The organism is Psychrobacter sp. YP14, assembly GCF_003209315.1.
Lineage (GTDB): Bacteria > Pseudomonadota > Gammaproteobacteria > Pseudomonadales > Moraxellaceae > Psychrobacter > Psychrobacter raelei.
In genome coordinates, this window is sequence record NZ_CP029789.1 from 709,426 (window position 1) to 734,430 (window position 25,005).

Annotated in this window: 17 protein-coding genes, 1 tRNA gene and 2 pseudogenes; 10 read left to right on the forward strand and 10 right to left on the reverse strand. The window is 43.5% G+C overall.

The genetic code is table 11. The features are described from left to right. Positions 1-54: 54 nt before the first annotated feature. Both rpmG and rpmB read right to left on the reverse strand, forming a co-directional pair. Positions 55-210 carry a 50S ribosomal protein L33 gene (gene rpmG / locus DLE54_RS03050; protein WP_007394061.1) on the reverse strand — a complete coding sequence of 52 codons (156 nt, stop codon included), beginning with the start codon at positions 208-210 and terminating at the stop codon, positions 55-57. A gap of 66 nt (positions 211-276) precedes the next feature. Next, on the reverse strand, positions 277-513 hold the full coding sequence (gene rpmB / locus DLE54_RS03055; protein WP_011959870.1) for a 50S ribosomal protein L28: 237 nt from the start codon (positions 511-513) through the stop codon (positions 277-279). Between the two features lie 480 nt (positions 514-993). Between rpmB and DLE54_RS03060 the strand changes: the two genes are divergently transcribed. Beyond that, complete coding sequence (locus DLE54_RS03060) at positions 994-2,535, forward strand: MFS transporter (RefSeq protein ID WP_227535464.1); 1,542 nt, start codon at positions 994-996, stop codon at positions 2,533-2,535. Between the two features lie 112 nt (positions 2,536-2,647). On the opposite strand, the gene DLE54_RS03065 is transcribed toward DLE54_RS03060, so the two are convergent. Continuing rightward, positions 2,648-3,439: an inner membrane protein YpjD gene (locus DLE54_RS03065; protein WP_110816198.1), complete on the reverse strand. Its 792-nt coding sequence runs from the start codon at positions 3,437-3,439 to the stop codon at positions 2,648-2,650. A gap of 462 nt (positions 3,440-3,901) precedes the next feature. Between DLE54_RS03065 and ffh the strand changes: the two genes are divergently transcribed. After that, the gene (gene ffh / locus DLE54_RS03070) at positions 3,902-5,449 is read left to right on the forward strand and encodes a signal recognition particle protein (RefSeq protein WP_110816199.1); all 1,548 of its coding nucleotides are present in this window, start codon (positions 3,902-3,904) and stop codon (positions 5,447-5,449) included. 276 nt (positions 5,450-5,725) lie between these two features. Further along, positions 5,726-7,456, forward strand: coding sequence for an ABC transporter ATP-binding protein (locus DLE54_RS03075; RefSeq protein ID WP_110816201.1), 1,731 nt, complete (start codon positions 5,726-5,728; stop codon positions 7,454-7,456). 19 nt (positions 7,457-7,475) lie between these two features. Here the strand turns inward: DLE54_RS03075 and DLE54_RS03080 are convergent, their stop codons facing one another. From DLE54_RS03080 to metH, 3 genes and pseudogenes are all read right to left on the reverse strand, one after another. Further along, a complete protein-coding gene (locus DLE54_RS03080; RefSeq protein WP_227535468.1) occupies positions 7,476-8,894 on the reverse strand; it encodes an MFS transporter in 1,419 nt (472 codons plus the stop codon). 260 nt (positions 8,895-9,154) lie between these two features. Continuing rightward, a pseudogene (locus tag DLE54_RS03085) lies at positions 9,155-9,322 on the reverse strand (bile acid:sodium symporter family protein); the annotation flags it as partial. A gap of 542 nt (positions 9,323-9,864) precedes the next feature. Beyond that, entirely contained in the window at positions 9,865-13,683 is a 3,819-nt protein-coding gene (gene metH, locus DLE54_RS03090) for a methionine synthase (protein ID WP_110816203.1), read from the reverse strand. 322 nt (positions 13,684-14,005) lie between these two features. Here metH and DLE54_RS03095 point away from each other — a divergent pair, with 322 nt between their 5' ends. After that, positions 14,006-14,656, forward strand: coding sequence for a fasciclin domain-containing protein (locus DLE54_RS03095; protein ID WP_110816205.1), 651 nt, complete (start codon positions 14,006-14,008; stop codon positions 14,654-14,656). Between the two features lie 73 nt (positions 14,657-14,729). Here DLE54_RS03095 and DLE54_RS03100 read toward each other — a convergent pair whose 3' ends face one another. Next, positions 14,730-16,277 carry an alanine/glycine:cation symporter family protein gene (locus tag DLE54_RS03100; RefSeq protein ID WP_110816206.1) on the reverse strand — a complete coding sequence of 516 codons (1,548 nt, stop codon included), beginning with the start codon at positions 16,275-16,277 and terminating at the stop codon, positions 14,730-14,732. A gap of 560 nt (positions 16,278-16,837) precedes the next feature. Here DLE54_RS03100 and DLE54_RS03105 point away from each other — a divergent pair. The 3 genes from DLE54_RS03105 (at position 16,838) to DLE54_RS03115 (ending at position 19,631) form a co-directional block, all read left to right on the forward strand. Beyond that, positions 16,838-17,449, forward strand: a complete 612-nt coding sequence (locus tag DLE54_RS03105; protein ID WP_110816207.1) for a LemA family protein — start codon at positions 16,838-16,840, stop codon at positions 17,447-17,449. Positions 17,450-17,707: 258 nt separating this feature from the next. Further along, positions 17,708-18,898: a TPM domain-containing protein gene (locus DLE54_RS03110; protein ID WP_110817288.1), complete on the forward strand. Its 1,191-nt coding sequence runs from the start codon at positions 17,708-17,710 to the stop codon at positions 18,896-18,898. 157 nt (positions 18,899-19,055) lie between these two features. Beyond that, positions 19,056-19,631 carry a TPM domain-containing protein gene (locus tag DLE54_RS03115; RefSeq protein ID WP_110816208.1) on the forward strand — a complete coding sequence of 192 codons (576 nt, stop codon included), beginning with the start codon at positions 19,056-19,058 and terminating at the stop codon, positions 19,629-19,631. Positions 19,632-19,761: 130 nt separating this feature from the next. Here DLE54_RS03115 and DLE54_RS03120 read toward each other — a convergent pair whose 3' ends face one another. Continuing rightward, positions 19,762-20,511, reverse strand: coding sequence for an NAD-dependent deacylase (locus tag DLE54_RS03120; protein WP_110816209.1), 750 nt, complete (start codon positions 20,509-20,511; stop codon positions 19,762-19,764). Positions 20,512-20,572: 61 nt separating this feature from the next. Between DLE54_RS03120 and DLE54_RS03125 the strand changes: the two genes are divergently transcribed. After that, complete coding sequence (locus DLE54_RS03125) at positions 20,573-20,998, forward strand: hypothetical protein (protein ID WP_110816210.1); 426 nt, start codon at positions 20,573-20,575, stop codon at positions 20,996-20,998. 33 nt (positions 20,999-21,031) lie between these two features. Here the strand turns inward: DLE54_RS03125 and DLE54_RS03135 are convergent. Then, a pseudogene (locus tag DLE54_RS03135) lies at positions 21,032-22,135 on the reverse strand (RNA-guided endonuclease InsQ/TnpB family protein). A gap of 266 nt (positions 22,136-22,401) precedes the next feature. Between DLE54_RS03135 and DLE54_RS03140 the strand changes: the two are divergent. After that, entirely contained in the window at positions 22,402-23,376 is a 975-nt protein-coding gene (locus DLE54_RS03140) for a hypothetical protein (RefSeq protein WP_110816211.1), read from the forward strand. 145 nt (positions 23,377-23,521) lie between these two features. Here the strand turns inward: DLE54_RS03140 and DLE54_RS03145 are convergent. Then, positions 23,522-23,598, reverse strand: a tRNA-Arg gene (locus DLE54_RS03145). 408 nt (positions 23,599-24,006) lie between these two features. Between DLE54_RS03145 and DLE54_RS03150 the strand changes: the two genes are divergently transcribed. Further along, entirely contained in the window at positions 24,007-24,657 is a 651-nt protein-coding gene (locus tag DLE54_RS03150; protein WP_110816212.1) for a c-type cytochrome, read from the forward strand. The last annotated feature ends 348 nt before the right edge of the window (positions 24,658-25,005 follow it).

The following is a 25,005-nucleotide window of genomic DNA, read 5'->3' on the forward strand; positions in this document are numbered from 1 at the left end:
AGGGGGTTATCTAAGATAACCCCCTCTTTTTTGCTGTATCAAATAGTCAAAAAATTATTTGATTTTAGCTTCTTTGAAAATAACGTGCTGGCGTACTTTAGGATCAAACTTTTTGATCTCCATTTTGCCAGGCATAGTACGTTTGTTTTTGGTAGTGGTGTAGAAGTAACCGGTACCAGCAGTAGATACTAACTTAATCTTGTCTCTCATGATGCATTCCTATAAATTTGTAAAGTAAGAGGGCTAAAAAAGCCATCTCGTTAGTCATTTAAAAGACTAAACTTTTTCACCCTTGGCACGTAAATCAGCAAGTACTTTATCAATACCGTGCTTATCGATGATACGCATACCTTTAGTAGAAACACGAAGACGAACAAAACGGTTTTCAGATTCTACCCAAAAACGATGGTTGTGTAGATTTGGCAAAAAGCGACGGCGGGTTTTGTTATGCGCATGCGAAACATTGTTACCCACTTGAGGGCGCTTTCCTGTCACTTGACATACTCGAGACATGACGGACTCCTAATAAAGTTGTAAAGCATCACTATGGCATGTCAATCATGCCCAATAAGAGAGGGGCTCTACCTACTCAAGATAACGAATCACAATGCGGCTATGGACACAGAGGACTGCAACTTGAATAAAATGTTAACAGAAAGATGGTGGTCGTACCCTTTTATCGCCACAACGAAAGGTGGGTGACCAGGATAAAATTTTTAAGGGCGTATTTATACCACACAATCAGTTTTTTTTCAAATTAATTGTGTCGGCATTATCGCATACTTCACTCCAAACATTAAGCCAAAACACATATTATTTATACGCCAACTGGCTATTTTTATAAAATAAGGCCAGCTAAAATATAGATTGGGCTAAAATGAATGGGTGGGCAAAATAAAAGTGCCATGTTCAATCAAGCTATTATAGCAGATAATATCCCTCCCGTTGCTATAGCCGCTATGGCAAAAGCTATAAAAAATTAGGCAGATCGTCATGATGCCCCCTTCTTCATCCTCTAGCAGCAGTACCGATTCAAGCGTGTACACTAATGTTGATCCAACAGGCTCTGCGCTTAATTTAGCAGATAGTGGACCACCTGAATCACAAAATGATGGTCCGCCTTATACGCTGCTTACTGTGTTATTGACCTTATATTTCGCCCAAGGCTTACCTTCGGGCTTTATAACCCAAGCCTTGCCAGCCATATTGCGTGATTATGACGTGTCCCTTGAGATGATTGGCTTGTCTGGGCTACTACTGGCTCCTTGGGCGCTGAAGTTTTTGTGGGCACCTGTGGTTGATCAGTACTTCTCACCTAAGTGGGGACGCTCACGCAGCTGGATATTGCCGCTTCAGCTGTTGTCAGCAATGATAGTGGCCGCAGTGGGCTTATTTAATCCGCAGCAGTTAAGCACGCCGCAGACCTTGTGGGCTCTATATGCTTTACTGTTTTTTTTGAGTTTAATTGGTGCCACCCATGATGTGGCAGCCGATGGGCTTGCGACCCGATCTTTAAGTCAATTGGTGCGCCAAAGCAGCGACAATAAAGCGATAGAGGCGACAAGTACAGCCCATAACCCTTACCAAGGCATGGGCAATGCCGTGCAAGTGATAGGTTATCGCTTAGGGCTTATCTTGGGTGGCGGGGTGTTTTTATTGGTGCTAGGCAACTGGTCCTGGCGTTATAGCTTTTTTGCTATGGCGGCTCTGATTGTGCTTAATACCTTGCCGATTTGGCGCTACCCTGAGAATAAGCACATTGCTATTAGTCAGCATCAAACACAAGCCAAAACAGATCGTATGTTGTCACAGATAGGCCATCAGAGGCAAGCTTCTAGCACCTCTGATGAAACTCTAGCCGAGCCTAAAGCGCGCTCTGTGGCTCATTATTTAACAGACAACTATGGTTATTTTTGGCATAACCGTGAAATGCGCGCTTGGCTTACCGTGCTACTGAGCTTTAAGATAGTCGATGGTATCTCAAGTGGTATGGTTAAGCCAATGATGGTGGATATGGGTATACCCACTGGTAGTATAGGGCTGTGGGTGAGTGTGCTTGGTTCAGGGGCTTCCTTACTTGGGGCGGCACTGGCCGCTTGGCTGCTAAAACGTATGGCCCATCACACAGCACTGCTTAGCTTTAATGCATTTCAGGTAGTGACTACAGGGCTTTATGTACTGGTGGCAATAGGCTTTGAGCATCCTAATTGGCTAGGTGTTGGGGCAGGTGCATCCATACCGTTTTGGTGGACCTATGCTGCCAATGCTGTAGAGCATATGGCTGCGGCAATGGCGCTGGTGGCGATGCTGACTATGGTGATGCATTATGCCCGTCACCAGAAGGCGGGCAGTGACTTCACCACTCAGGTGTGTCTGCTCACCGTGTTTAGCGGTGTCAGTCACTTAGTCAGTGGATTTATCGCTGCACAATTGGGCTATAGTGGCCACTTTGTGCTTAGTGTGGCGGTGGGTGTGCTGTGTTTGTTGCCCATTATTTATTGGCGTAGCGTCTTTGTTAGATCAGCCACTGATTAAAGTTTATGGCTTAGACAAGGCATTTAACTTAGCATTAATCAATAACTAGGCATGAATAAATAGCGTACTTGAATGCCGTCATAGAGGCCACAGTGTGAACAGGTATGAAAGACTAAAGTAGCATCTCTAGCACAAACTTGCTGCCGATAAACCCAATGGCTAACACAACAAAGGCAATAATGGTCATATTGGCTGCTCGGCGTCCACGCCATCCATATTTCCAATGACCAATTAATAAGCCGCCGAATAACAGCCAAGATAAAATACTCAGCACCGTCTTATGCGCAATGTGCTGCGCCATAAGGTCACTGACATACATAAAGCCGATGGCAAGCGCTGCGGTTAATAAACCAAAGCCCACCAAAATCATATCAAATAATAGCGACTCCATGCTTTGTAATGAGGGCAGTTTATTAACCCAAAAACGCTGCTTGGTCTTATGCTTAAGCTCTCGGATTTGAAAGCGCAAAATCAGCGCCTGAATGGCAGCCATTAGCAGCACACAATAGGCGGCGATTGACAATATAATATGCGACTCTAGCCCTGGGGTAATGTCGGTGAGTGGCGCATAAGGGGCGACACCAAAGTATCCCAAGCTTAGGCCAATAATCGCTGTGGGTGTGGCAAAAACACCCAAACTTAAAATGGGTCGATAAAAGCAAAACAGCACATAAAACAACATGAAATAAAAGCTGGTTAAGCTTGCGGTGTTAAAAAGGTTAAAATTTAAGCCATAGATGGTAAAAATATTGGGGTATAAGCTTATGGCATGTGCCACCAGACCGACCATAAGCATGCCTAAGGTGAAGCCTTTAGCAATGGGCTTGATGCGAACCAAGGCCCAGGCCAAATGAAAGCTTACAATAAGATAGACGATAAGTGCGATGAGGTAGGCAAGCAACACGGTGTTTTGGTCCCCAAATAAATCGAGTTAACAAATTAGGTCGTAGAATGTTTGATATACTATATATGTTATTCTGTGGCGGGTCTTAAATAATGGCCTGTACATTTTGGCTTAACAAGCACTGACGCAGCCCTCTGACTTAATGATACGCTAATTTAGCATAGAATGACTCTTATTTGCGATTGCTATACAGTTAAACTTTTGCTTTTGCTAAAATTAGCCATTTCAGTAAGCTGCTGCCTTGAAATAGTGGGTTTTAAACCAATAAATCAATAGAGCCAGTAATGCGTTTGCCAATGATGGGTTTAAAAGGCGCGAGCAAAACCAATCACCCTTATAAATAAAGTGTTATCCCAATTAAAGTCTTACTTATTAAGCACTGCCCCAATTGAGCATGACCTGATTTGATTAATTCTTATTTTACAGCCTTAAACTTTATTAACAATTTATCGAGAAAACCCTATGTTTGATACCTTAACCGAAAGACTCTCTGGCAGCCTGCGTAAGATTTCAGGCTCAGGACAGCTGACCGAAGACAATATTAAAGACACGCTGCGTGAAGTGCGTATGGCGCTGCTTGAGGCCGATGTCGCTCTACCTATCACCCGTGACTTCGTTAAGCGCGTAAAAGAGCAAGCGCTGGGTCAAGAGGTGTTAAAGGAATTGGCCCCAGGTCAAGCTTTCGTCAAGATTGTCTATGATGAATTAACGGAAATGATGGGCAGTGCCAATCAGCAGCTAGAGATGACCGGTAAGCCGCCTGTCGTCTACTTACTGGCTGGTCTGCAAGGTGCCGGTAAAACCACCACAGCAGGTAAGCTTGCTAAGTACTTACAAGAGCGTCATAAGAAAAAAGTGATGCTGGTCTCAGCCGACGTTTATCGTCCGGCAGCCATTAAGCAGCTAGAGCAAGTGGCCGCTCAGGTAAACGCTAAGTTTGTAAACTCAAGCAGTGATGAGAACCCCATTGATATCGCTAAGCGTGCCATCGAAGAGGCCAAGCTGCAGTATCAAGACATCCTAATTATCGATACCGCAGGTCGCTTGCATATCGATGAAGATATGATGGATGAGATTAAAGCATTGACAGCAGCGGCCAATCCTTCTGAAACTCTGTTCGTTGTTGACTCAATGACCGGTCAAGATGCGGCTAATACTGCCAAAGCCTTTAATGATGCACTGCCGCTCACTGGTGTTATCTTAACCAAGACTGATGGTGATGCCCGCGGCGGTGCGGCCTTATCTGTGCGCGCCATTACTGACAAGCCCATTAAATTCTTGGGCCGCGGTGAAAAACTCGATGCCCTAGAAGCTTTCCACCCTGAGCGTATCGCTCAGCGTATCTTGGGCATGGGTGATGTTCTAAGCTTGGTTGAAGAAGTTGAGCAAAAAATCGACCGTGACAAAGCCGAAAAAATGGCCAAAAAAATCCAGAAGGGCGGTGAGTTTGACCTTGAGGATTTATTGACTCAGTTCCAACAGATGAAGAATATGGGCGGTATGAGTGGCTTCTTAGATAAGATGCCAGGCATGAGCGGAGCAGGTATCAAAGAGGCACTAGAGGAAGCCAAGCCAGAAGAAAAAGTAAAAGAGATGGAAGCGCTGATTAACTCTATGACCCCTTATGAGCGCAAAAATCCTGATAAGATTAACCCAAGCCGTAAGCGCCGTATTGCAGCGGGCTCTGGCAAACAAATCCAGGACATCAACCGTTTGCTTAAGCAGCACAAACAAATGGCAAAAATGATGAAGATGCTGTCAAAACCTGAAGGCCTAACCAAAATGATGAAAGCGGTTCAAGGCTTAACCGGTATGGGCGGCGGCGGTGCTCAAGGTGCAGGCGGTCCCTTATTTGGGGGTGGTAACACAAGTGGTAAACCTACTCAAGGTGCAGGCGGCATGCCACCCTTTGGCCTAGATCCGAATAATATGCCAAGCAAAGAAGATATGGAGCGTCAACTGAAAGACTTAGAACAACAGCTGCCTCCTGATTTTAAAAAACGCTTTTAAGTCAGTAGGTTGATTATATGACTGACTTTTAGCTCATTCGATAAAGACCAGATCGCTTGATCTGGTCTTTTTTTTATGAGTGATATCACTTTTGTATTGCACCGCTTTTTATTTAATATCGATATTGAGCCGTTATTATTTACTTTTCAACTCATAAGGACATCCAATATGGCACATAAGATGATGTATTGACGACATAGTGGGCAGTCATTATATTCAGATAAATAAGTTTAAATTGCAGACGGCTTATCAGTACATCTTAAAAGTGAAGAAGATATGAAACAAAAAATTTGCCTATTTTTTAGATCTATCGCTGAGGTTTTTTTTGCTACGCCAAAATACAATATTGTCATGGCAGTATGTATTTTGGCAATCGGGTTAATGCCGGCTATCAACGTTTATATTACAGGCCAGTTGGTTGCGATATTTGAAAATCCAAATGCGAATGAATCTGTTGTGAAAGTAATAGCAGTTTGGGGTGTCACTATGCTAATGCCTACTTTACTTTCCCCATTGGTTAACTACCTGCAGTCTCATATAAATCAGTTGGTTACTAATAGAGTCATGACTCGACTCATGGCAAAAAATGCATCTTTTCATGGGCTACATGCCTATGACAATCCTAAAATTCAGGATACAACCGCAGTTTTAAAAAGCCAGTCTAGATTTAGGCCAACGAATTTTTCAGTTAATTTAGTTACTGTTATTCGGGAGCTGATCACCGTATTGGCGCTATGTGTCATGCTGTTCTCTATTAAATGGTGGATTCCTGTTGCTATCTTGATATCCTTTATACCTCTTGCCTATAGTAATTTTAAAGTTGCATCTTTTAGCTGGCAAGCGTTAATGAAAACAGGCAAGCAGAGCCGTTTTATGGATTATTTCTCATCCTTATCTTTTTCTAGAGAGGCCCAAAAAGACATTCATTTATTTAATGCACACCGTTTGATGATTGATAAATATAATGCGGCATTTAATAGCGTTTATAGCGAGTTAAAAACAGCGCGATTTCAGGTATTTACCCAGCCTATTCCTTTTCAATTTATCACCATCATCATCGTTAGCTTTATTTTATTCTCGCTGTATGATCAAAGCCGAGCATCTGCCATTACTATCTCGTCTGCAGTTGTACTATTACAGTCTATTTTTATACTAAACAATCGTATTGAAGGACTGATACAACATGGGTCTTTGCTGTATGAAATATTAGATTATTTCAAAAAGTATTTTGCTTTTCTCGACTATAATCAGGATATAGAAGATGGTCATTTGGATCTCAATGAGATTAATAATATTGAGTTTGTTAACGTAAGCTTCCAATATCCAGATACAGATAAACAAGTCATTCAAGGAATTAGCTTTACTGCTAATAAAGGAGAGTCGATTGCTATTGTTGGTCATAATGGCGCTGGTAAATCGACATTGGTACACTTACTGTGCCGATTTTGGGATGTTAGTGACGGTCAGATATTAATAAATGGTCAGAATATCCGCTCATATAAAATAGCGGCATTAAGAGGCTGCATAGGTGCTGTATTTCAGGACTTTTTTAAATTTAATATGACGGTTAATGAAAATATCACTTTCGATGATCATTTAGCGCATGAACCTGAGCAAGTCAGAGAGGTGTTAGGATTATCTAAGGGCTTTGATTTAGACACCCTTATTGGTAAGTCTTACGGAGGTATTGAGCTATCCGGTGGACAATGGCAAAAGCTTGCGATACTAAGATGTCTGAACTCAAATAGTTCGTTGATAATTTTGGATGAGCCAACATCCGCGATAGATCCAAAGGCAGAAGTGAGTTTATATGAAGATTTTAAGTTACTTGCAGAAGGTCGGCTTAGCTTTATGATTACCCATAGGTTGGGTTCTATTAATGGGGTTGATAGAGTATTGGTAATAGATAAGGGTAGGCTAGTTCAAGATGACACACCTGCGAGTTTAAAAAATAGAGCAGGCGTCTTTCAAGAGTTATGGCGTTTGCAATCTAGCTTATACCTTTAATATAAACCACACTTTATCATTACAAATGATATTTTTTGTGCATACTGCTAGGATTAGTATGCAATTCACCAAACGTTTCGCGCTGATGTAGATGAAGACCAACAATAAAGGAGAGCATACCAATAAAAGTAAGGTATAAGGCAGGCGCAAAACTAATGTGTTTGGTTGCGTAAAATAAGAATAAGGGCAGTACAGCGCCTAAGATAGCAGATATCACGTTATAAACTACCGATACCGCAGTTAGACGCATATTGGTGGGGAATACTTGTACAAAAATCGCAATACATAGCCCAATCATCCCTGTGCAAAACCCTAACAAACCATACATGGGTAATACATAAATTTCATGCCCATTGTCAAGATAGGCATAAAGCACCCAAATCTGCACAATTAAGGCCATCGATGCCAACATGAAAACTTTACCCGTCCCCATTTTATCCGCCAAGATGCCATAAATGACACAGCCCAATATTTGCATCACCAAGGCCACTAAGCTTGCATTAATTAAGAAAGAGGGATCGTTGTAGAACTTAAGCTCTATAAGTTTGGGCAGTAACAGCATGATGACCATGATTAAACTGGCGCGAACAAAGGATAAAACAATGGATAGCATCAAAGCTGATGAGCGCGTAACGAAAGGCTGGGTCTCTAAGGTAGATGGATTGGCGCTCTGATTATTGTTAGCATTGGTAAAAATAGGGGTCTCTTTTACATGAGGCCATATTAGAAAAGACAAACCACCAAATAGGCCGCCTATCAGGGCCGGTATACGCCAACCATAGCTGAGCATCGCCCCAGAATCTAGTGTTCCTGTCAGTACTTTTGCACAAGTAACCGCCAACATAGAGCCAAAGATACCCCCTGCTACGGCTAGGCTACAGTAAGTTACCAGGCGATTTTTTGGAGCATGCTCAGCGATAAACACCCAGCTAAGTGGGGCATGGGCTCCAAAAGCTATACCTTGTAGTATGCGAATAACCAGAAATAAAATCGGTGCTACAACCCCGATTTGTGCATAAGTGGGTAAAAAAGCGACCAGAAAAGTTGTTATTGATAAAAAAGACACACTGAGCATTAAAGCTGGCTTTCGGCCTCGTTTATCACCATATCGACCTATCAATAAGGCACCAAGCGGGCGTGATAAAAAGCCAACACTGACAAGTCCAATCAGCTTTAATTGAATTAAGAGTGCGTTATCTGTGGCAGGAAAAAATACGGTACCAATGGTTGGTGCTAATTTAAGATAGATAATAAAATCAAATGCGGCAAGGGCATAACTTAAGCAAATAAAGATTATTTGATTACGAGCTACCTTACTGTCGTCACAAAGAAGCTCAGCGATATCTCCTTTATTTAATGCCGCATCTCTAGTACGAATAATATTCTCCAATGAATCTTGAAATAAATCTTTAATACCTCTTACAATGAAACTATACAAATTATACTCATAATTACACTGTAATGTATAGTTACTTTAAACAATAATATAAGGGTTAGTCTTAAAATACTGATTTTAAATACACCACCATTAGGGATAACGCTAAAAATACTAGTAATAAATAGATTAGATTGGCTTAAATAATATAAAAAATGAACTGAACTAACTCTCGATTTCCAGGCATAAAAAAGACACTGCGCTTGGCTTAGTGTCTTTTTTTTAGAGAATATGAAGAGTTAAAGATATTGCTGCTGTATCGACTATGCTTTATCTTTACGTACAAAGAAGTTCGCTACCAGTGCACCACTGAAATTGTGCCACACACTAAATATCGCACTTGGCAGGCTCGCTGCAGGGTTAAAATACGTGGCTGCAAGCGCTGCACCAAGCCCTGAATTTTGCATACCTACTTCAATCATAATTGCACGGCGCTGAGTAGCGCCCAAATTGCAAAGGTTTTGCCTATCCACTGCGAGGCTTTGGCGATTGCTTGCACGATATGACTCCTGACTCATAAACAAGGGTGACATTTAAATTACCATGCTTTAAAGCCAAGAGTTATGAAAGTATTCTTTGTGGAAGTGAGAAATAAGTTGGTGGTTGGTTTGAGTCGATAGGTGTGAAAAGATTTTCGGTGGTTCGTCCTGCTATCCGCTATTGTTAGGGCTAAAACTCACCTAAGGCGGGGTTTGCGGCTTTAAAAAGAGTAGGTTGGTGTCGAGGTACGAGACCCAACGTTAAATTGCATATAGTATTACGGAATGAACGAAAACCATTATTCGTACTGTGAATAAAGGGCAGTTTGATAAATACGATTCTATTGATGATTTATATCAGGTGTTGTTTTTAAATGTGTAAGCATTATTGTTGTATTAAAACTGGGTGCTTAAATAATAATTTTTTAAGCTAGTAAACCAAAAAGCGGGCTCCATTTGCGAAGCCCGCTTTTTTAATATTTATCTAATCAACTTTACGTTAAGTTAGGATTTAACCACTTCTCAGCAGTCTTCATATCCCAATCCTTACGTTTGGCATAGTCCTCTAGCTGATCACGATCAATTTTACCCACATTAAAGTACGTGCTCTCAGGATGCGAGTAATAGAAGCCGCTGACTGAGGACGCCGGCCACATCGCAAAGCTTTCGGTCAGAGTGGTACCAATCGCATTGGTGGTGTCTAACCAATCAAACAGCTTGCCTTTTTCGGTGTGCTCAGGGCAGGCAGGGTAGCCTGGTGCTGGGCGGATGCCGACATATTTTTCTTTAATCAGCTCTTCATTAGTCAACTGTTCAGTAGGCTGGTAACCCCAGTATTTGGTACGAATCAGTTCGTGTAAATGCTCGGCAAAGGCTTCAGCTAGGCGGTCACATAAGGCTTGTACCATAATGGCGTTGTAGTCATCACCGGCCTCTTTGTAGCTGTCAGACAGCTCTTGGGCGCCGACGATAGAGACCGTAAAGCCGCCAAGATAATCATCATAGTCCTCAGAGGGAGAGATAAAGTCCGCCAAGCTATAGTTTGGCTTGCCACTGGCTTTGTCCGACTGTTGACGCAGATGCTCAAACACATGAGTGGGCTGACCACCAGCGCTTGGCTCTTTGTCATACACGGTCACGGTATCATGATCGGTACGGCGGGCAGGCATGATTTTGAATACCCCTTTTGGCGTAACCAATTGCTCATCGATGAATGTTTGCATCAGTGCTTTGGCATTGGCAAATAGGTCTTTGGCTTCCGCACCGACCACCTTATCATCGAAGATTTTTGGATATTTGCCGACCAATCCCCAAGAGACAAAGAAGGGCGTCCAGTCAATATACGGCAGTAAATTTTCGATAGGGTAGTTATCAAAGATGATTTGACCTTGCTCGTTGGGTACAGGCGGGGTGTAGTTGTCCCAATCAAATTTAAAGCCTTGTTCTATAGACTCTTGGTAGCTGAGTTTGGCCGCTTTTGGTTTACGATTGGCCAAGCGCTCGCGTACTTTTTGGTACTCTTCGCGCGTCTCACGAAGCAGCTCTACTCGGTGCTCTTGAGACAATAGCTTGGTGACTACGCCCACAGAACGCGACGCATCGGAAACGTAGATGACCGCATCGTTTTGATAATTGGGTTCAATTTTTACCGCAGTATGCGCTTTGGATGTCGTCGCGCCACCGATCATTAGTGGCAGGGTCATGCCACGCTCTTGCATTTGTTTGGCGACATAGACCATCTCATCAAGGCTTGGGGTAATTAGACCCGACAGGCCAATGATGTCCGCCTTTTCGGCAATGGCGGTGTCCAATATTTTGTCGCATGGCACCATCACCCCAAGGTCGACTACGTCATAACCGTTACAGCCGAGTACCACGCCAACGATGTTTTTACCGATATCGTGCACGTCGCCTTTTACTGTGGCCATAACCACTTTACCTTTGACCTCACCTTCGACTTTTTCGGCTTCAATATAAGGGTTTAATACCGCAACCGCACGTTTCATCACTCGGGCAGATTTCACCACTTGTGGTAAGAACATCTTACCGGCGCCAAATAGATCGCCGACCACGTTCATGCCATCCATGAGTGGGCCTTCAATGACGTGTAGTGGTTTTGGGTATTTTAGGCGTGCCTCTTCGGTATCCTCGTCGATATAAGTGGTGATGCCTTTGACTAAGGCATGCTCGATACGCTTTTCGACCGATTGCTCACGCCAAGACAAGTCAATGGTACCATCGTTCTTTTTACCACCGGCCACATAAGCTTCTGCTATCGTCATTAAGCGTTCGGTGGCCTCTTGACCAGACTCGCCCTGATTACGGTTAAGCATCACATCTTCAATGGCGTCACAAGCCTCTTTTGGAATCTCATCGTACACCTCGAGCATGGCAGGGTTGACGATACCCATGGTTAAGCCTGCTTGAATTGCATGGTATAAGAATACGGCGTTAATCGCTTCACGGATGGGGTTGCCGCGGAAGCTAAATGACACGTTTGACACACCACCTGACACCATGGCGTTGGGTAAGTTATCAGTAATCCAGCGGGTGGCATTAATGAAGTCTGCGCCATAGTTGTTGTGCTCGGTAATACCTGTCGCTACCGCAAAGATATTGGGGTCAAAAATGATGTCTTCAGAGGGGAAACCCACCTCATTAACTAAGATGTCATAACTGCGCTGGCAGATTTCAATTTTACGCTCATAGCTGTCAGCCTGACCGTCTTCATCGAAGGCCATAACAATCACTGCCGCACCATAACGCATACATAATTTGGCATGCTTCACAAACTCATCATAACCCTCTTTGAGCGAGATGGAGTTCACTACCGATTTACCTTGAGTGCGCTTTAATCCCTCTTCAATGATGTCCCATTTTGAGGAGTCAATCATCAATGGTACACGGCTAATGTCCGGCTCGCCGGCCACCAAGTTTAAGAAGTGAATCATCGCACCTTTGGAATCGAGCATCCCCTCATCCATGTTGATGTCGACAATTTGGGCACCACCATCCACCTGGTTACGTGCCACATCTAACGCTTCGGTGAATTCACCGGTTTTGATCAGGCGTAAGAACTTTTTGGAGCCGGTCACGTTGGTACGCTCACCGACGTTGACGAATAAGCTATCTTTAGTAATGGTAAACGGCTCAAGACCGGATAAACGACAGGCAGGTGCAATGGTGGGGATCTGGCGTGGTGGATATTTTTGCATCACATCATGGATGGCTTTAATGTGCTCAGGACGAGTACCACAGCAGCCACCGACAATGTTTAGAATACCTGATTTACCAAAGCCATCAAGTAGCGCCGCGGTTTGCTCTGGTGTCTCATCATATTCACCAAACTCATTGGGCAGGCCAGCGTTTGGATGTGCTGAGATATAAGTATCTGCAATATCTGATAAGGTTTGGATATGCGGTTTTAGCGCATCAGCACCGAGTGCACAGTTAAAGCCTACCGATAACGGCTTGGCATGGCGGATTGAGTTATAAAAGGCTTCGGCAGTCTGACCCGACAAGGTACGACCAGAGGCATCGGTAATGGTGCCTGATATCATTATGGGCAACTCAAAACCAATTGTCTCAAACACGCCGGTCACCGCAAAAATCGCCGCTTTAGCGTTTAGCGTATCAAAGATGGTCTCGATTAATACCAGATCGATACCACCCTCAATTAGTGCAAATAAGGCTTCGGTATAATTGTCTACCAACTCGTCAAAGGTGACGTTACGATAAGCGGGGTCATTGACATCTGGAGATAACGAACAAGTGCGTGAGGTGGGGCCAATAACCCCTGCCACAAAGCGTGGTTTGTCAGGATTTTGCGCCGTAAATTCATCGGCCACTTCACGGGCAAGACGGGCTGCCTCTTTGTTAATCTCAGGAACCAAGTGCTCCATCGCATAATCTGCCATAGATATCTGAGTGCCGTTAAAGCTGTTGGTCTCAATAATATCGGCGCCTGCTGTTAGGTGATCACGATGGATGCTTTTAATGAGTTCAGGCTGGGTCAAGACCAATAGGTCATTATTACCTTGTACATCTTGAGTAAAATCAGCGAAGCGCTCACCGCGGTAATCAGACTCGCCAAGCTTAAAGGTCTGAATCTGGGTACCCATGGCGCCGTCTAGCATTAAGATACGCTGATTTAGCTGTTCTACGATGCGCTGGCGGGCGGTAAGTTGCTGCTCTTTAAAAGGAAACTTAGCCGGCGGCACTAAATTAAAATTATCTGGATTATGCCCTTTTTTTATAGCAGTTTCGGGAAGATCTTTTTTGGTATTGTGTTCGGGATGGGAGCAGTTGGCCATAGCACTATCTTATACAGTAGGTTAATAGGGGAAAATAAGAGGTAAGCCTTTGGGGGTGGCCCGCAGCTAAAATTTTTAAGATAAGCTAGTGTAGCATACTGCTTAACAATATCTAATTCCTAGCTGGTATAAACGCAGCCCAGATATGGCAAGTAGCTGTTATCACAAGCTTTAAGCCGCAGCTAACTGCACAGTGTATAAATAATAAATAGCCTTACTGGTATTTTATACAGCACTGCTTTAGGATAGAAATGAAGATATCAAAGCTGATCGGGCTTAGGATATATGCCCATAAACCAGATAAACAAGGAGGTTTACCCTTATGGCAACAATGCCTACGATAGCCTTAGGGAGGCTGTCGGCTATTGGACTGACACTGATATCGATATCGATAAGTGCTCCGGCCTCTGTGGTCAAAGGAGATGTCTACTCAAGCTTAGAGCCGACTACAAAGCCTGCCACACCGCTATACTCTGTACCAACAACTGCTCTGTTCAGTCAGCCCAATCGTCCTAATAACGTGCAGCCTTTTAGTTATGATGCTTCAGAAAATGCGTTAGAAATGGCCAGACGAAATCCCAACCTTTCTATTTTGGTCGAAGCCATTGAGGCCGCAGGATTGAGTGGGGCACTTAGATTTGCAGGCAAAAACTACACGATTTTTGCGCCGGACAATACAGCTTTTGAGGCTTGGTTTAATCAGACCACGATGACCAAGCAAAAGCTGATGCAAAATAAACCTCTACTGCGCATACTGCTGGCTTATCATGTGGTCAAGACCCCCAAGCCCCTTACTTTAGCTCAGATGCATGCAAGTCGCTTGACCACATTTAACAATCATCAGCTTATAATCACGGATCAAAAGATGATTAAAGATGGCATAGGGCGGACCGCAGCCATTAAAATTGCTGATATTGCGACCCGTAATGGCACCGTACATGTGATTGATAAAGTGCTGTTTCCTGAAGGTTAGTGAACAACCTGTACCATAAAAAAACCCGATACTCGTATCGGGTTTTTTGGTACTGGGCGGTTAACGCATGAACTTATTTAAGATCATTTTTACGATTAGATTCTACAGTTTGCTTGTAACGCTCTTCCCAGTAAACCGCATTTTTGATACCAAATTTCTTAGGATCAAATACAAAGCGTTTGTCGGAAGTACCGCCACCTGCTTTCAACTGAGCTTCATAGTCTCTAAGCATGGTAAGCGTAGGTTTTGCAACAAAGAAGATAATGATAATACCCACAATGTTCAACCAAGCCATTAAGCCAACACCCACATCGCCTAGACCCCAGATATAACCTGAGCTATTTAAGGCACCATAAGCCACCATAACCATAATCATCAGTTTCACGATAAATAGGCCGGTTTTACTGGCGTTTTTACCCATATAGCGCGTTAAATAAGAGATGTTAACTTCAGCAATATAGTAGTAAGCAAGGATAGTGGTAAAGGCAAAGAAGAATACAGCCAATGCGATAAATGAATCACCTACCGTACCATATACCGATTCCATAGCCATCTGTGTAAAGGAAGGTGAGTTGATTTCAACTTCAGCTGCTATGTTTTGTACAATGAACTGACCATCAGGTAATGCACCTTGGATATTGTACATACCAGTTGATAGAATCATAAAGGCTGTGGCAGAACACACCAATAAAGTATCTACATAGACTGAGAACGCTTGAACCAGACCTTGCTGTGAAGGGTGATCCACGGCGGCGGCAGCGGCGGCGTGAGGGCCTGTACCTTGACCGGCTTCGTTAGAGTAAATACCACGTTTTACACCCCAACCAATAGCAGCACCGAAGCCTGCTTGAGCTGAGAACGCATCGCTAAAGATCATGCCGAAAACTTCAGGTACTTTGCTAAAGTTTGTGAACATGATTAATAAGGCTAAAACAACATAACCGACAGCCATAAAAGGAACGGCATATTCAGCAAAGTTAGCAATACGCTTAATACCACCAAAGATAATAAAGCCTAATACTAATAAGATGATGGCCAGAGCAATAAGACGGGTTGACCCCACTTCCATACCCATTAGCGTCATCAAGCTACCTTCACCTGTTACCTGAGCCACCGCGTTAACAACACCGTTGGCCTGTACACCTGGTAAGAAAATACCACAAGCGATAATTGATGAGATAGCAAATACAATCCCGTACCATTTTTGACCTAGAGCGCGCTCGAAGTAATAAGCGGGGCCACCACGATATTCGCCAGTAACCACATCACGCTCTTTATAAATTTGACCTAGCGTTGATTCGACATAGGCAGTAGAGGCGCCTAAGAAAGCAACAATCCACATCCAAAATACGGCACCTGGACCACCAAAACCAATGGCAGCAGCAACACCGGCGATGTTACCCATACCAACACGACCTGCTAGTGCCACAGCGAGGGCCTGAAAAGAAGAAATACCATCATTGTCAGGTTTGCTTTTGAATAATAAGCGAAGCATCTCTTTAAAAAGACGTATCTGAACAAACCGCGTCATGATTGAATAAAATAAACCTGCACCTAAACATAGATAGATAAGGGCAGGACTCCAAATAATATTATTTAAAGCACTTACGATGCCTTCCATAGTGTGTTTCCTAGTGTTAAACAAATGAGGAACATGCCTGTCTCTCAATTAATTGTAATATCCCAAAGGTGTGTACAGCGCTTATTTAATTAATAGAGCCATAATAAAAACTAACCAATACAATTATATAAACACAAACACGTAAGCAGACAGTACGCGGAGTTGAGTGTAAGTAAACTTAGACTAATGTTACTCAAATGTACGTCTTAGTAACTGCAATTTGCCACAAAAAAGTTTAAATTGCCAGATTATTTTTCATACTAAAAAGATTTTCTTTATTCATAAAACAGTCTTTTTTTGTATAGTTATCCCCGAAATCTGTCTAAATAGTTAAGTATTGCGGTTGTAATTAAGTAACAAAAAATTGTATTAATTGTGCTTTAGCCTAATACAACAGTACAATTGCAGTACCTTAACTATTAAATTTAATTAATTTAAAGGACGTAGGGCAGGTGGTTAATCATCGTAAAGATCAAAAGCCTACTTTAGAGCGAAAAATATTTTTTAGATAAGTAAAAATTGTATAGTTAAATTCTAATTTGAAAAATTCTGGAGCCATTATGTCACGTAAATCAATTTTAAAGCCGCTGATGCTATCAACTGTACTGGGTATGTCAGCCATGAGCTTATCAGGATGTGGTTATAACAACTTACAAGCCCAAGATGAGCAAGTGACCGCCGCTTGGTCTGAGGTGGTTAACCAATATCAGCGCCGTGACGACTTAGTACCGAACTTAGTCAAAGTGGTTAAGCAATATGCTGACCAAGAGCAAGAGGTATTCACTCAGGTCGCTGCAGCCCGTTCAAGAGCCGGAAGTATTCAGCTGACGCCTGAGGCGTTAAATGACCCGCAAGCTATGGAGAATTATCAAGCCGCTCAGGCAGAAATGACAGGAGCCTTATCACGCTTGATGGCAGTCTCTGAGCGTTATCCTGAGCTTAAGTCAGATAAATTATTCCAAGACTTACAAGCACAGTTAGAAGGCACTGAGAACCGTATTACTGTGGCGCGTAACCGCTATATTCAAGAAGTTCAAAGCTATAACACCACAGTTCGTCAGTTCCCAACCAATATCACTGCCAAGGTGTTTGGTATGGACACCAAGCCTAACTTTACCGTTGAAAACGAAAAACAGATTTCAACCGCACCAGATGTTGATTTTGGTGAGTAATATAAGCTACGAGTAGTATAAGTGACTAGTAATATAGGTAAAAAGTAATATAGGTAAAAAGTAATATAGGTAAAAAGTAACTTAAATCGTTGGTCATAGCTTAGGCCTTTAGCGATATAAGATAAGCGGTCTATGGGTTAAGCGGCCCATAGGCTGTAGCCTGATGAGTCAGCCACTGCTGTTATGCTGTAAAAGCACGAAGCAGTTGGCTGGCGAGTTAGTAAATAAAGTGAATAAAATTAAGTGGTGATGATGCGCATGCAAAAGTTGAAACGTAGCTGGTCCATACTGTCTTTAGTTGTTGCGACCCTATTAGTGACGCCCATAGGTTTGGCTGCCAATACGGAAGCAACGAGCACTGCATCGTCTCAATCTTCTCAGCAATTTGGTGACCAAAGTGTTGAGGATATGGTGGCCATTGCCAAAGCCGGTCAGCAAAATGAAGCCATTAATGATGCAGTGTTCGGCAATGAGGCCATTACTGACAACCTGCCTAATATGGGTGAAGCCCGTGCCGAAGATAACGCACAAGCCGGCAGTAATGCCAATGTGGCCACAGCCGAACCCCGTCAATCTACTGCGCAGAGTGTCGATAGCGATAAGCTGATTTTAAACGCGCCTGTGGTCGATCAGGCCAATATCTTTACCCCGCAAGAAAAGCAGTTGTTAACCCAAAGACTGCGTCATCTGTATGATCAAGGTTTGGCACAAGCTGCCTTAGTAACCGTGCCCTCTACCAATGGTATGAATATTTTTGACTACAGCTTACAGGTTGCGGATAAATGGAAGTTGGGTGATAAAGATACAGATGATGGCTTATTGATATTGGTATCTGTCAATGACCGAGACATGTACATTTTGTCAGGCTACGGCCTTGAAGGTGTACTGCCGGATGCTATCTTGAAGGGGATTATCCGAGAGGATATTACGCCATCGTTTAAGCAAGGTGATTATGCAGGCGGGCTGGTTAAGGGTATCAATCGCATTGAAGAGCGTCTGGTCGCTGATCCGGATGTTTTGGCACAATCGGATAAACTGGCCAAAGAACGAGCTCAGAATCAATCGGCCAGTGATTCACCCTCCTTATTTGGCACCTTTATTATTGCGATGATTTTTGGGTTGTTTATTACCTCGGTACTGGGCCGTATTCTAGGCTCATTTGTTGCCACAGGTGGTTTTATTATGTTGGCACTGACCAGTGGTGCGGGCCTGATTGTCACCTTATTTATGGCTGTCTTCTTATGGTTATTCTTGATTACCCGCAGCTCAGGTGGTGGAAAAGGCGGCGGTAGAGGGGGACGTGGTGGCCGCGGCGGTGGCGTGGTATTCTTCCCAGGCGGCGGCTTTGGTGGCGGCGGCGGTGGCTTCGGCGGTGGTGGTTTTGGTGGCGGCGGATTCGGCGGTGGCGGCGGCGGATTCGGCGGCGGTGGCGCGGGCGGCTCTTGGTAGTCTAAAATAAAGTAGCTGCCATTATCATCCTATTTTGCTGTCTATGATATATAGACGATAAATGAGATATAGAAGCCAACTGCGACATAGAATATAACTGACAATAATTTCGACTTAGATTGGCATATCTGCCTATAAGCTTTGAGGTAACTGTAAGATGCAACAAAACGCAAAGCCCGACTCAACTCCTGCTCATCCAAATGTGGCTGAAGGGCATACTGTGGTCAGTGAGCCAAGCTTTGCTAGATGGTGGCGCCAGGTGATGTTTGTGCCTATCTTGCATAATCGTTGGCTGAGCGATACCGTCATGACACGTCTGACGAATAAAGTCACTGAAGCTGAAAAAGGCCACCGTGGTGAGGTGTTTTTGGTGATAGAAAACCACCTGCCCATCCACCTAGCATACCGAGTTGGCAGTCGAGAGCGAGCTATTGACTTGTTCAGTGAGTACCGGGTTTGGGATACTGAGGAGAATACGGGGGTACTGGCTTACGTCAATTTGTGCGAACACACTCTTGAGATTGTCGCCGATAGAGGAATTAGCACCCATGTTAGCCCGACGGTGTGGCGTGCTATGTGTGATAAGGCCAGTGCAGGTATGGCCAAAGGTAACATGGAGCAAAGCCTGACCGATCTGCTTGATGAAATAGGAATTTTATTGCGTCAGCACTATTATCTTGAATATGATCCAGCTGGTAATGAGCTGTCTGATACTGTGGTATTTTTAAAATAGTCTTGGTATTTTTAACACAGTCATCGTACTCAATGCTGTTTGACATGCTACATTGTGTCCAACAAACCCAAAAGGCAAAACTGATGTGCTTAGCCTTTTGGGTTTGTTGCTTTGAATTATTGTGCTTTACTCATTTATCTTGTAAAGCTGCCAAAATTCTTGGCAGAATTTCACCGGCTTGACCAGCCAACACCACATCAACTAATGGGCTTTGGGTCGGATTTAAGTTAATCTCAATCACCTTAGCGCCCGTCTGCTTGGCCAGCTGTGCTAAGCCAGCAGCGGGATATACCAAGCTTGAGGTACCAATACTTATAAACACATCACAGTGCACTGCAGCCTCTTCGGCATACTGCCAAGCCCCTTGTGGCAGCATCTCACCAAACCAAACAATATCAGGGCGAATGTGACCACCGCACATTGGGCAGCTTAATAATTGTAGGTCGTTATAGTCGATGGCATCACTAAAGCTTGCGTCACATTGACTGCATTTGTTTTTCCATAAGTGGCCGTGTAAGTGTATGGCCTGACTGCCTGCTTGTTCATGTAAGTCATCGACATTTTGGGTAATAAGGCTGCAATCTTTATGGTTATCGGTGGCCCACTGCTGTAGATTAGCTAGGGCATAATGGGCTGGATTGGGCTGTTTGTCTTGTACCAAGCCGCGTCGCCACTGATACCACGACCATACTGTCTGAGGGTCTTTTTTAAAGGCATTAATATTTGCTAAGTCTTCAGCTCGGTAATTCTCCCAAAGTCCGGTTTGTTTATCACGGAAGGTTGGAATACCACTTTCGGCAGAGATACCCGCTCCAGTCAGCAAAAAAATGCGGTTAGCCTTAGATATCAAATGAGTGGCTTGATTAAAATCTTCAGTCATAAAACACCTATATATCAAAGGATTTGTGTATCATAATAGCTTATTACTAGGGGGATGAGTTATGAATCAGACAATAAGTGGCACCATGTTACTGGCAGCTGTCGTCATGATTGGCTTAATTTTGTTTGCCATTGCTTATTTAAAAAAGCCAAAGTCTGCACAGACTACCAGCGCTGCTTTGCAAAAATCCAAAGGTGCAAAAGGCACCGGTAAGCCGAAGTTTAACAGTAAATCTGGAAGCTTTAACAATAAGCTCAATCCACAATTGGCAAAGCTTAAAAAGCAAGTTATGCAAAATTTTCCTGACTTTACCACGTTGCTACGTCAGCAGCACTTGGTGTTAGAGCGCAATGCCAAAAAAGTGGCTCTGCTCACCTTAGATGCTAATGCTGCTTTAGGTCGTCGCCGTTTGGGAGATGTTGTCGTTATCAACTTTCATCAATTGCCTAGTGTGGAGGAGCTGAGAATCGAGCTCAGCGGTCTGTAAGATACAGGAGGCTGTTTTGACTTCCTCCCCTCGCTAAAGTGAGGGGATTCCTACAGCTAGACGGCCAAGCCCGACCGCAAGAATGTTCTTAGCAGCATTGATATCTCTATCATGCCATGTGCCACACTCAGCACACCTCCATCCTCTTATTCCAAGACCTGCTCTACCTTTTGGACTACTGGACATATCGCCACAGTGCGAACAGGTTTGGGTAGTGTAACTCTCATTCACTATCTCAAACTGACAACCTGCATGCTTGCATTTATATTCCAGTTGTCTTTTGAGTTCAAACCATCCTGCATCGTATGTCAATTTAGCGAGCTTGGTCTTTTTATTGGTAAATGAGCGTGATTTAACATCACCAACCACAATTAAGGCGTTGCTCTGCACTAACTGGGTGGTAAATTTATGAATTGCATCTAATCTTGAGTTTTTGATTTTGGCGTGTATTGCTTTGATACGCTGTTTGTTTTTCGCTCGTTGAGCTATTGCAAGCTTTTTAGCCCACTTTTGCGTTTGTTTAGTTGTCAGCTTGTCACCGTTTGAGGTGGTAGCAGACTCTTTTAAGCCTAAGTCAATACCAACGCTGCCTTTGCCACTTGCTTGTCTAGGAAAATCTTTGACGGTAATACAGGCATACCAACGATGACGGCTGTCTTGCACTATCTCAAGCGTGTTGATTTGATATAGGCTTGGATTATAGCTATCGAATACGTCTATGATTACCTTTTGACCTTTACAGAGCGATAGCTGTATGGTTGATTTAAGTGTTTTCTTCCCCGTTTGTCTTGTATTTAGATACTTGATGGCAGATTTCTTAAAAGGTATCCAGCCAAGTGATTTACGTTTGGCATTAGGTCTATTAGTACGCCAATTGAGTTTGGCTTTTTTAAACTGCTTACGAGATTTGGCATGAGTTTCGTTGATGGCTTGCAGAGTTTGCGAGTGCAAGCCTAAATACTCTCCACTGCCTTTGGTGTATTGGCTTAAATCATAGGCCCAAAAGTACTTACCTGTGCGTCTTAAATGCTCAAAGCTTAACGCATTAATATAGTTCCACGCCTAGTTAACACTCCCAGCTAGTTTGTTTAGCTGGTTTACGTGTTTGTCTTTGATGCGTAGCTTGAGTGTTTTCATAGGGTTAGTATGGCGAGGTTAATTTTAACTTGCAATACTTTAAATACTGATAACGACAGTGTGTGTCGCCTTATATCCACCCCTGAAGTGGGTGGTTTTACGGCGACCGGTGATAAAAGCCTGAATTCTGAGCACATAAAGCGGCTCTACAACATACTGGCTATGCGTTTGACATTACAAAAAATGTATGGCTATATGCCAATACAGCTTTAAAGCCTGCTATAGCAAGGCTTTTTTTAATTTTTACTCTACAGGCTTATTTGATTATGCGATGGCAAGATGAACAGACTCAACAGGATGTTAAGTTGAGACAAAGCAACCGACCAGATACTGGGTTTTTGTCTTGGTCGAACTATATAAAGGTGCATAAAGAGGATGCTGCTAAGCGGTATGAAGTGGCACAAGCTTTTTTGCCGTGGCCGCTGGGCTTTAAAGAGTCGGTGCTGGCCTTAAGAGCGCTTATTAGAGATAAAAAAAAGCAACAGGTTGACTTTGAGTCTGAGCTGCACTCTTTATATCACTTAGCAGCTTGGGAGTCCTTCTATCCTAAGCATTCCACAGCACTTGATGAGCCAGGCTTCAAAATATTTGATTATATGCCTGGGGGTATGATTACGGCTTTGGAAATAGAGTATCAAAAGCTTGGGTATGAACAATTAAAGCTGATTAATAAGACCGATGCCAAGCTGTTGGTGCAGTATTATGGCGAGCCGCAGCAGCACAGCACCTTATATGCCTTATACCCTAAATTGTGGCAACAAGCTGAAGCTCGATATGCTAAGAGCTTGGATGCCAGCAATAAGGCGGCGGATATTCAATTAACCTGCCAAGCGCTGACTCAGCCAAAAGCTCGGGGTAATACGCACAATACCTCTACTCAAGCCAGTATGCTGCCTGCTTCTGGTCTGAGTAGTGCCTCAAAAAAATATGATGCAACAGGCAAGGTGATAGCACCAGCTGCGAGAGCGCCTAGACCAAAAAAATATCCCAAGCTACAAGCACAGCATAAGTTGGGTCAGCGCCCAAGTAGCAAGCATAAGTATCTCAATAAAGCTGCCAAAGCCAAGCAGTTGTCTCTACTGATGGTACAGGCCATAAAAGATCGGACGATATTACAACAACGGTTGTCTCATATTAATGTGGCCAATATCAAGCAGACCCTTTCCAATAAAAAGCTGTTGTCTGTATTGGGCGTAAGCTATCTGGTGGTTAACAGAGCCAGAAGGCTGCGTACTAAATGAAACTGATTTACAGCAAGATAGGGCTATGTACAACATTCTATAGTTGATAGTATGTAATCAAAAGGGATGTCAAAAAAACCAAAGTCTTGCAAGATAAAGACTTTTAAGCCATAGAAATAATAGGGATAGGATCAAAAGAGGGGAGTGGTGCGCTCGGCGGGAATCGAACCCACGACCCTCGGCTTCGGAAACCGATACTCTATCCAACTGAGCTACGAGCGCATACTTTGAGGTTTATTGAGTTACCAACAGGCAGATGTTGACAAACACCCAGCTTCTTTTTTTGATGAAGGCTCCTCAAGGCCGCTAGTCTAGCAAAAACCAACAAAAAAACCAATCTTATCGCGCTTAATAAATGACAAAGCCTAGGATAATTTGATACATTAGCCACCAATCCTGTTATTTGCACCAGTAAATTCGATAAAAAATGGCTGTTTGTCGAAACAGTCATCATAGAAACATGGCTTTTATCCCCCATTTCCCCTTATAATATGAGGGAAAAGAATTTATTGCTGGTTTTATACTGATAAGTTAAAACAATTCACTCAATCATACACGACGGCCCAGTCAGCCAAGCGCCTATTAGCTGTAGCCACTGAGGCACGTCGCTCTAAAAAGAGATTGTGACGCATGAAAAAAATCGCGATGTTATCCGCCGCCGCCATTCTTGGTCTTTCAGGTATTTCTTTAAGCCAGGCTGAAGATGCTGCTCCTGCAGCCGCAGCTGATCAAACCACGCAAGTGGCTGCCGAGACAACCGATGCCGCTGCTGAAGCTCCTGCTGATGCGGCCACTGACGCAGCTACTACAGACGATGCTGCTGCCACTGATGGCGAAGCCGCTGCCGACGGTGAAGCCGCACCCGCTGCTCCTGCTGCACCAGAAGAGCCTATTCCACAAGATACACCTCAAGTTAAAAAACTTATCGCCTTATATCCTAAGCTAATTGAGCGTATCCAGCCTTATGGTAGAGTATGTTTCGATGGCGATGACAGCTGTGATATCACTTTAACCGCTTCAGGTGCCTCTGCAGATGGTAAGCCACGTGACGGTAAAGCAGTTTATGAATCTATCTGTCAAAACTGCCACGGTAGTGGGGTATTGGGTGCACCTAAATTTGGTGATAAAGGCTCATGGGCACCTCACGTAGCTAAAGGTAAAGCCACACTTTATGATCACGCTATGAATGGCTTCAATGCGATGCCTGCTCGTGGTGGTGCTGATATTCCTGATGAAGAAGTACACAACGCAGTTGACTACATGGTTGAGCAATCTAGCTAATTATTGAACATAAAATTATTGGCTATAAATAGGCTAAATGGATAGCACTTAGCCTACCTAGTTTCTCACAATCATCCCTAAGACGCTTACTTAACGGTGAGCGTCTTTTGTCGTTTACTATAATTTGCCATGAATGGTCCTATAACGTTCATCCATAGTTCAGATAACTGCCCTTAATCGCCGGAATTAAAGCCGGCTACTAGCTGTTTTGCGATAACAGGGCGTGCCAATGTTTATTGCTGTTGCCAATTTGTGAGTATGTCACTAGTTGGGTTTAATTTAACATTTTAGACACCATATATAGCAGCTCTCCTTACTCTAATTATCTTTTAATCCTACTCCTTTTAA

What these genes read in the sequence shown, in the direction of transcription:
- rpmG (WP_007394061.1), bottom strand. Translation starts at nt 210, where the DNA reads ATGAGAGACAAGATTAAGTTAGTATCTACTGCTGGTACCGGTTACTTC.
- rpmB (WP_011959870.1), bottom strand. Translation starts at nt 513, where the DNA reads ATGTCTCGAGTATGTCAAGTGACAGGAAAGCGCCCTCAAGTGGGTAAC.
- DLE54_RS03060 (WP_227535464.1), top strand. Translation starts at nt 994, where the DNA reads ATGATGCCCCCTTCTTCATCCTCTAGCAGCAGTACCGATTCAAGCGTG.
- ffh (WP_110816199.1), top strand. Translation starts at nt 3,902, where the DNA reads ATGTTTGATACCTTAACCGAAAGACTCTCTGGCAGCCTGCGTAAGATT.
- DLE54_RS03075 (WP_110816201.1), top strand. Translation starts at nt 5,726, where the DNA reads ATGAAACAAAAAATTTGCCTATTTTTTAGATCTATCGCTGAGGTTTTT.
- metH (WP_110816203.1), bottom strand. Translation starts at nt 13,683, where the DNA reads ATGGCCAACTGCTCCCATCCCGAACACAATACCAAAAAAGATCTTCCC.
- DLE54_RS03095 (WP_110816205.1), top strand. Translation starts at nt 14,006, where the DNA reads ATGGCAACAATGCCTACGATAGCCTTAGGGAGGCTGTCGGCTATTGGA.
- DLE54_RS03100 (WP_110816206.1), bottom strand. Translation starts at nt 16,277, where the DNA reads ATGGAAGGCATCGTAAGTGCTTTAAATAATATTATTTGGAGTCCTGCC.
- DLE54_RS03105 (WP_110816207.1), top strand. Translation starts at nt 16,838, where the DNA reads ATGTCACGTAAATCAATTTTAAAGCCGCTGATGCTATCAACTGTACTG.
- DLE54_RS03110 (WP_110817288.1), top strand. Translation starts at nt 17,708, where the DNA reads ATGCAAAAGTTGAAACGTAGCTGGTCCATACTGTCTTTAGTTGTTGCG.
- DLE54_RS03115 (WP_110816208.1), top strand. Translation starts at nt 19,056, where the DNA reads ATGCAACAAAACGCAAAGCCCGACTCAACTCCTGCTCATCCAAATGTG.
- DLE54_RS03120 (WP_110816209.1), bottom strand. Translation starts at nt 20,511, where the DNA reads ATGACTGAAGATTTTAATCAAGCCACTCATTTGATATCTAAGGCTAAC.
- DLE54_RS03125 (WP_110816210.1), top strand. Translation starts at nt 20,573, where the DNA reads ATGAATCAGACAATAAGTGGCACCATGTTACTGGCAGCTGTCGTCATG.
- DLE54_RS03140 (WP_110816211.1), top strand. Translation starts at nt 22,402, where the DNA reads ATGCGATGGCAAGATGAACAGACTCAACAGGATGTTAAGTTGAGACAA.
- DLE54_RS03150 (WP_110816212.1), top strand. Translation starts at nt 24,007, where the DNA reads ATGAAAAAAATCGCGATGTTATCCGCCGCCGCCATTCTTGGTCTTTCA.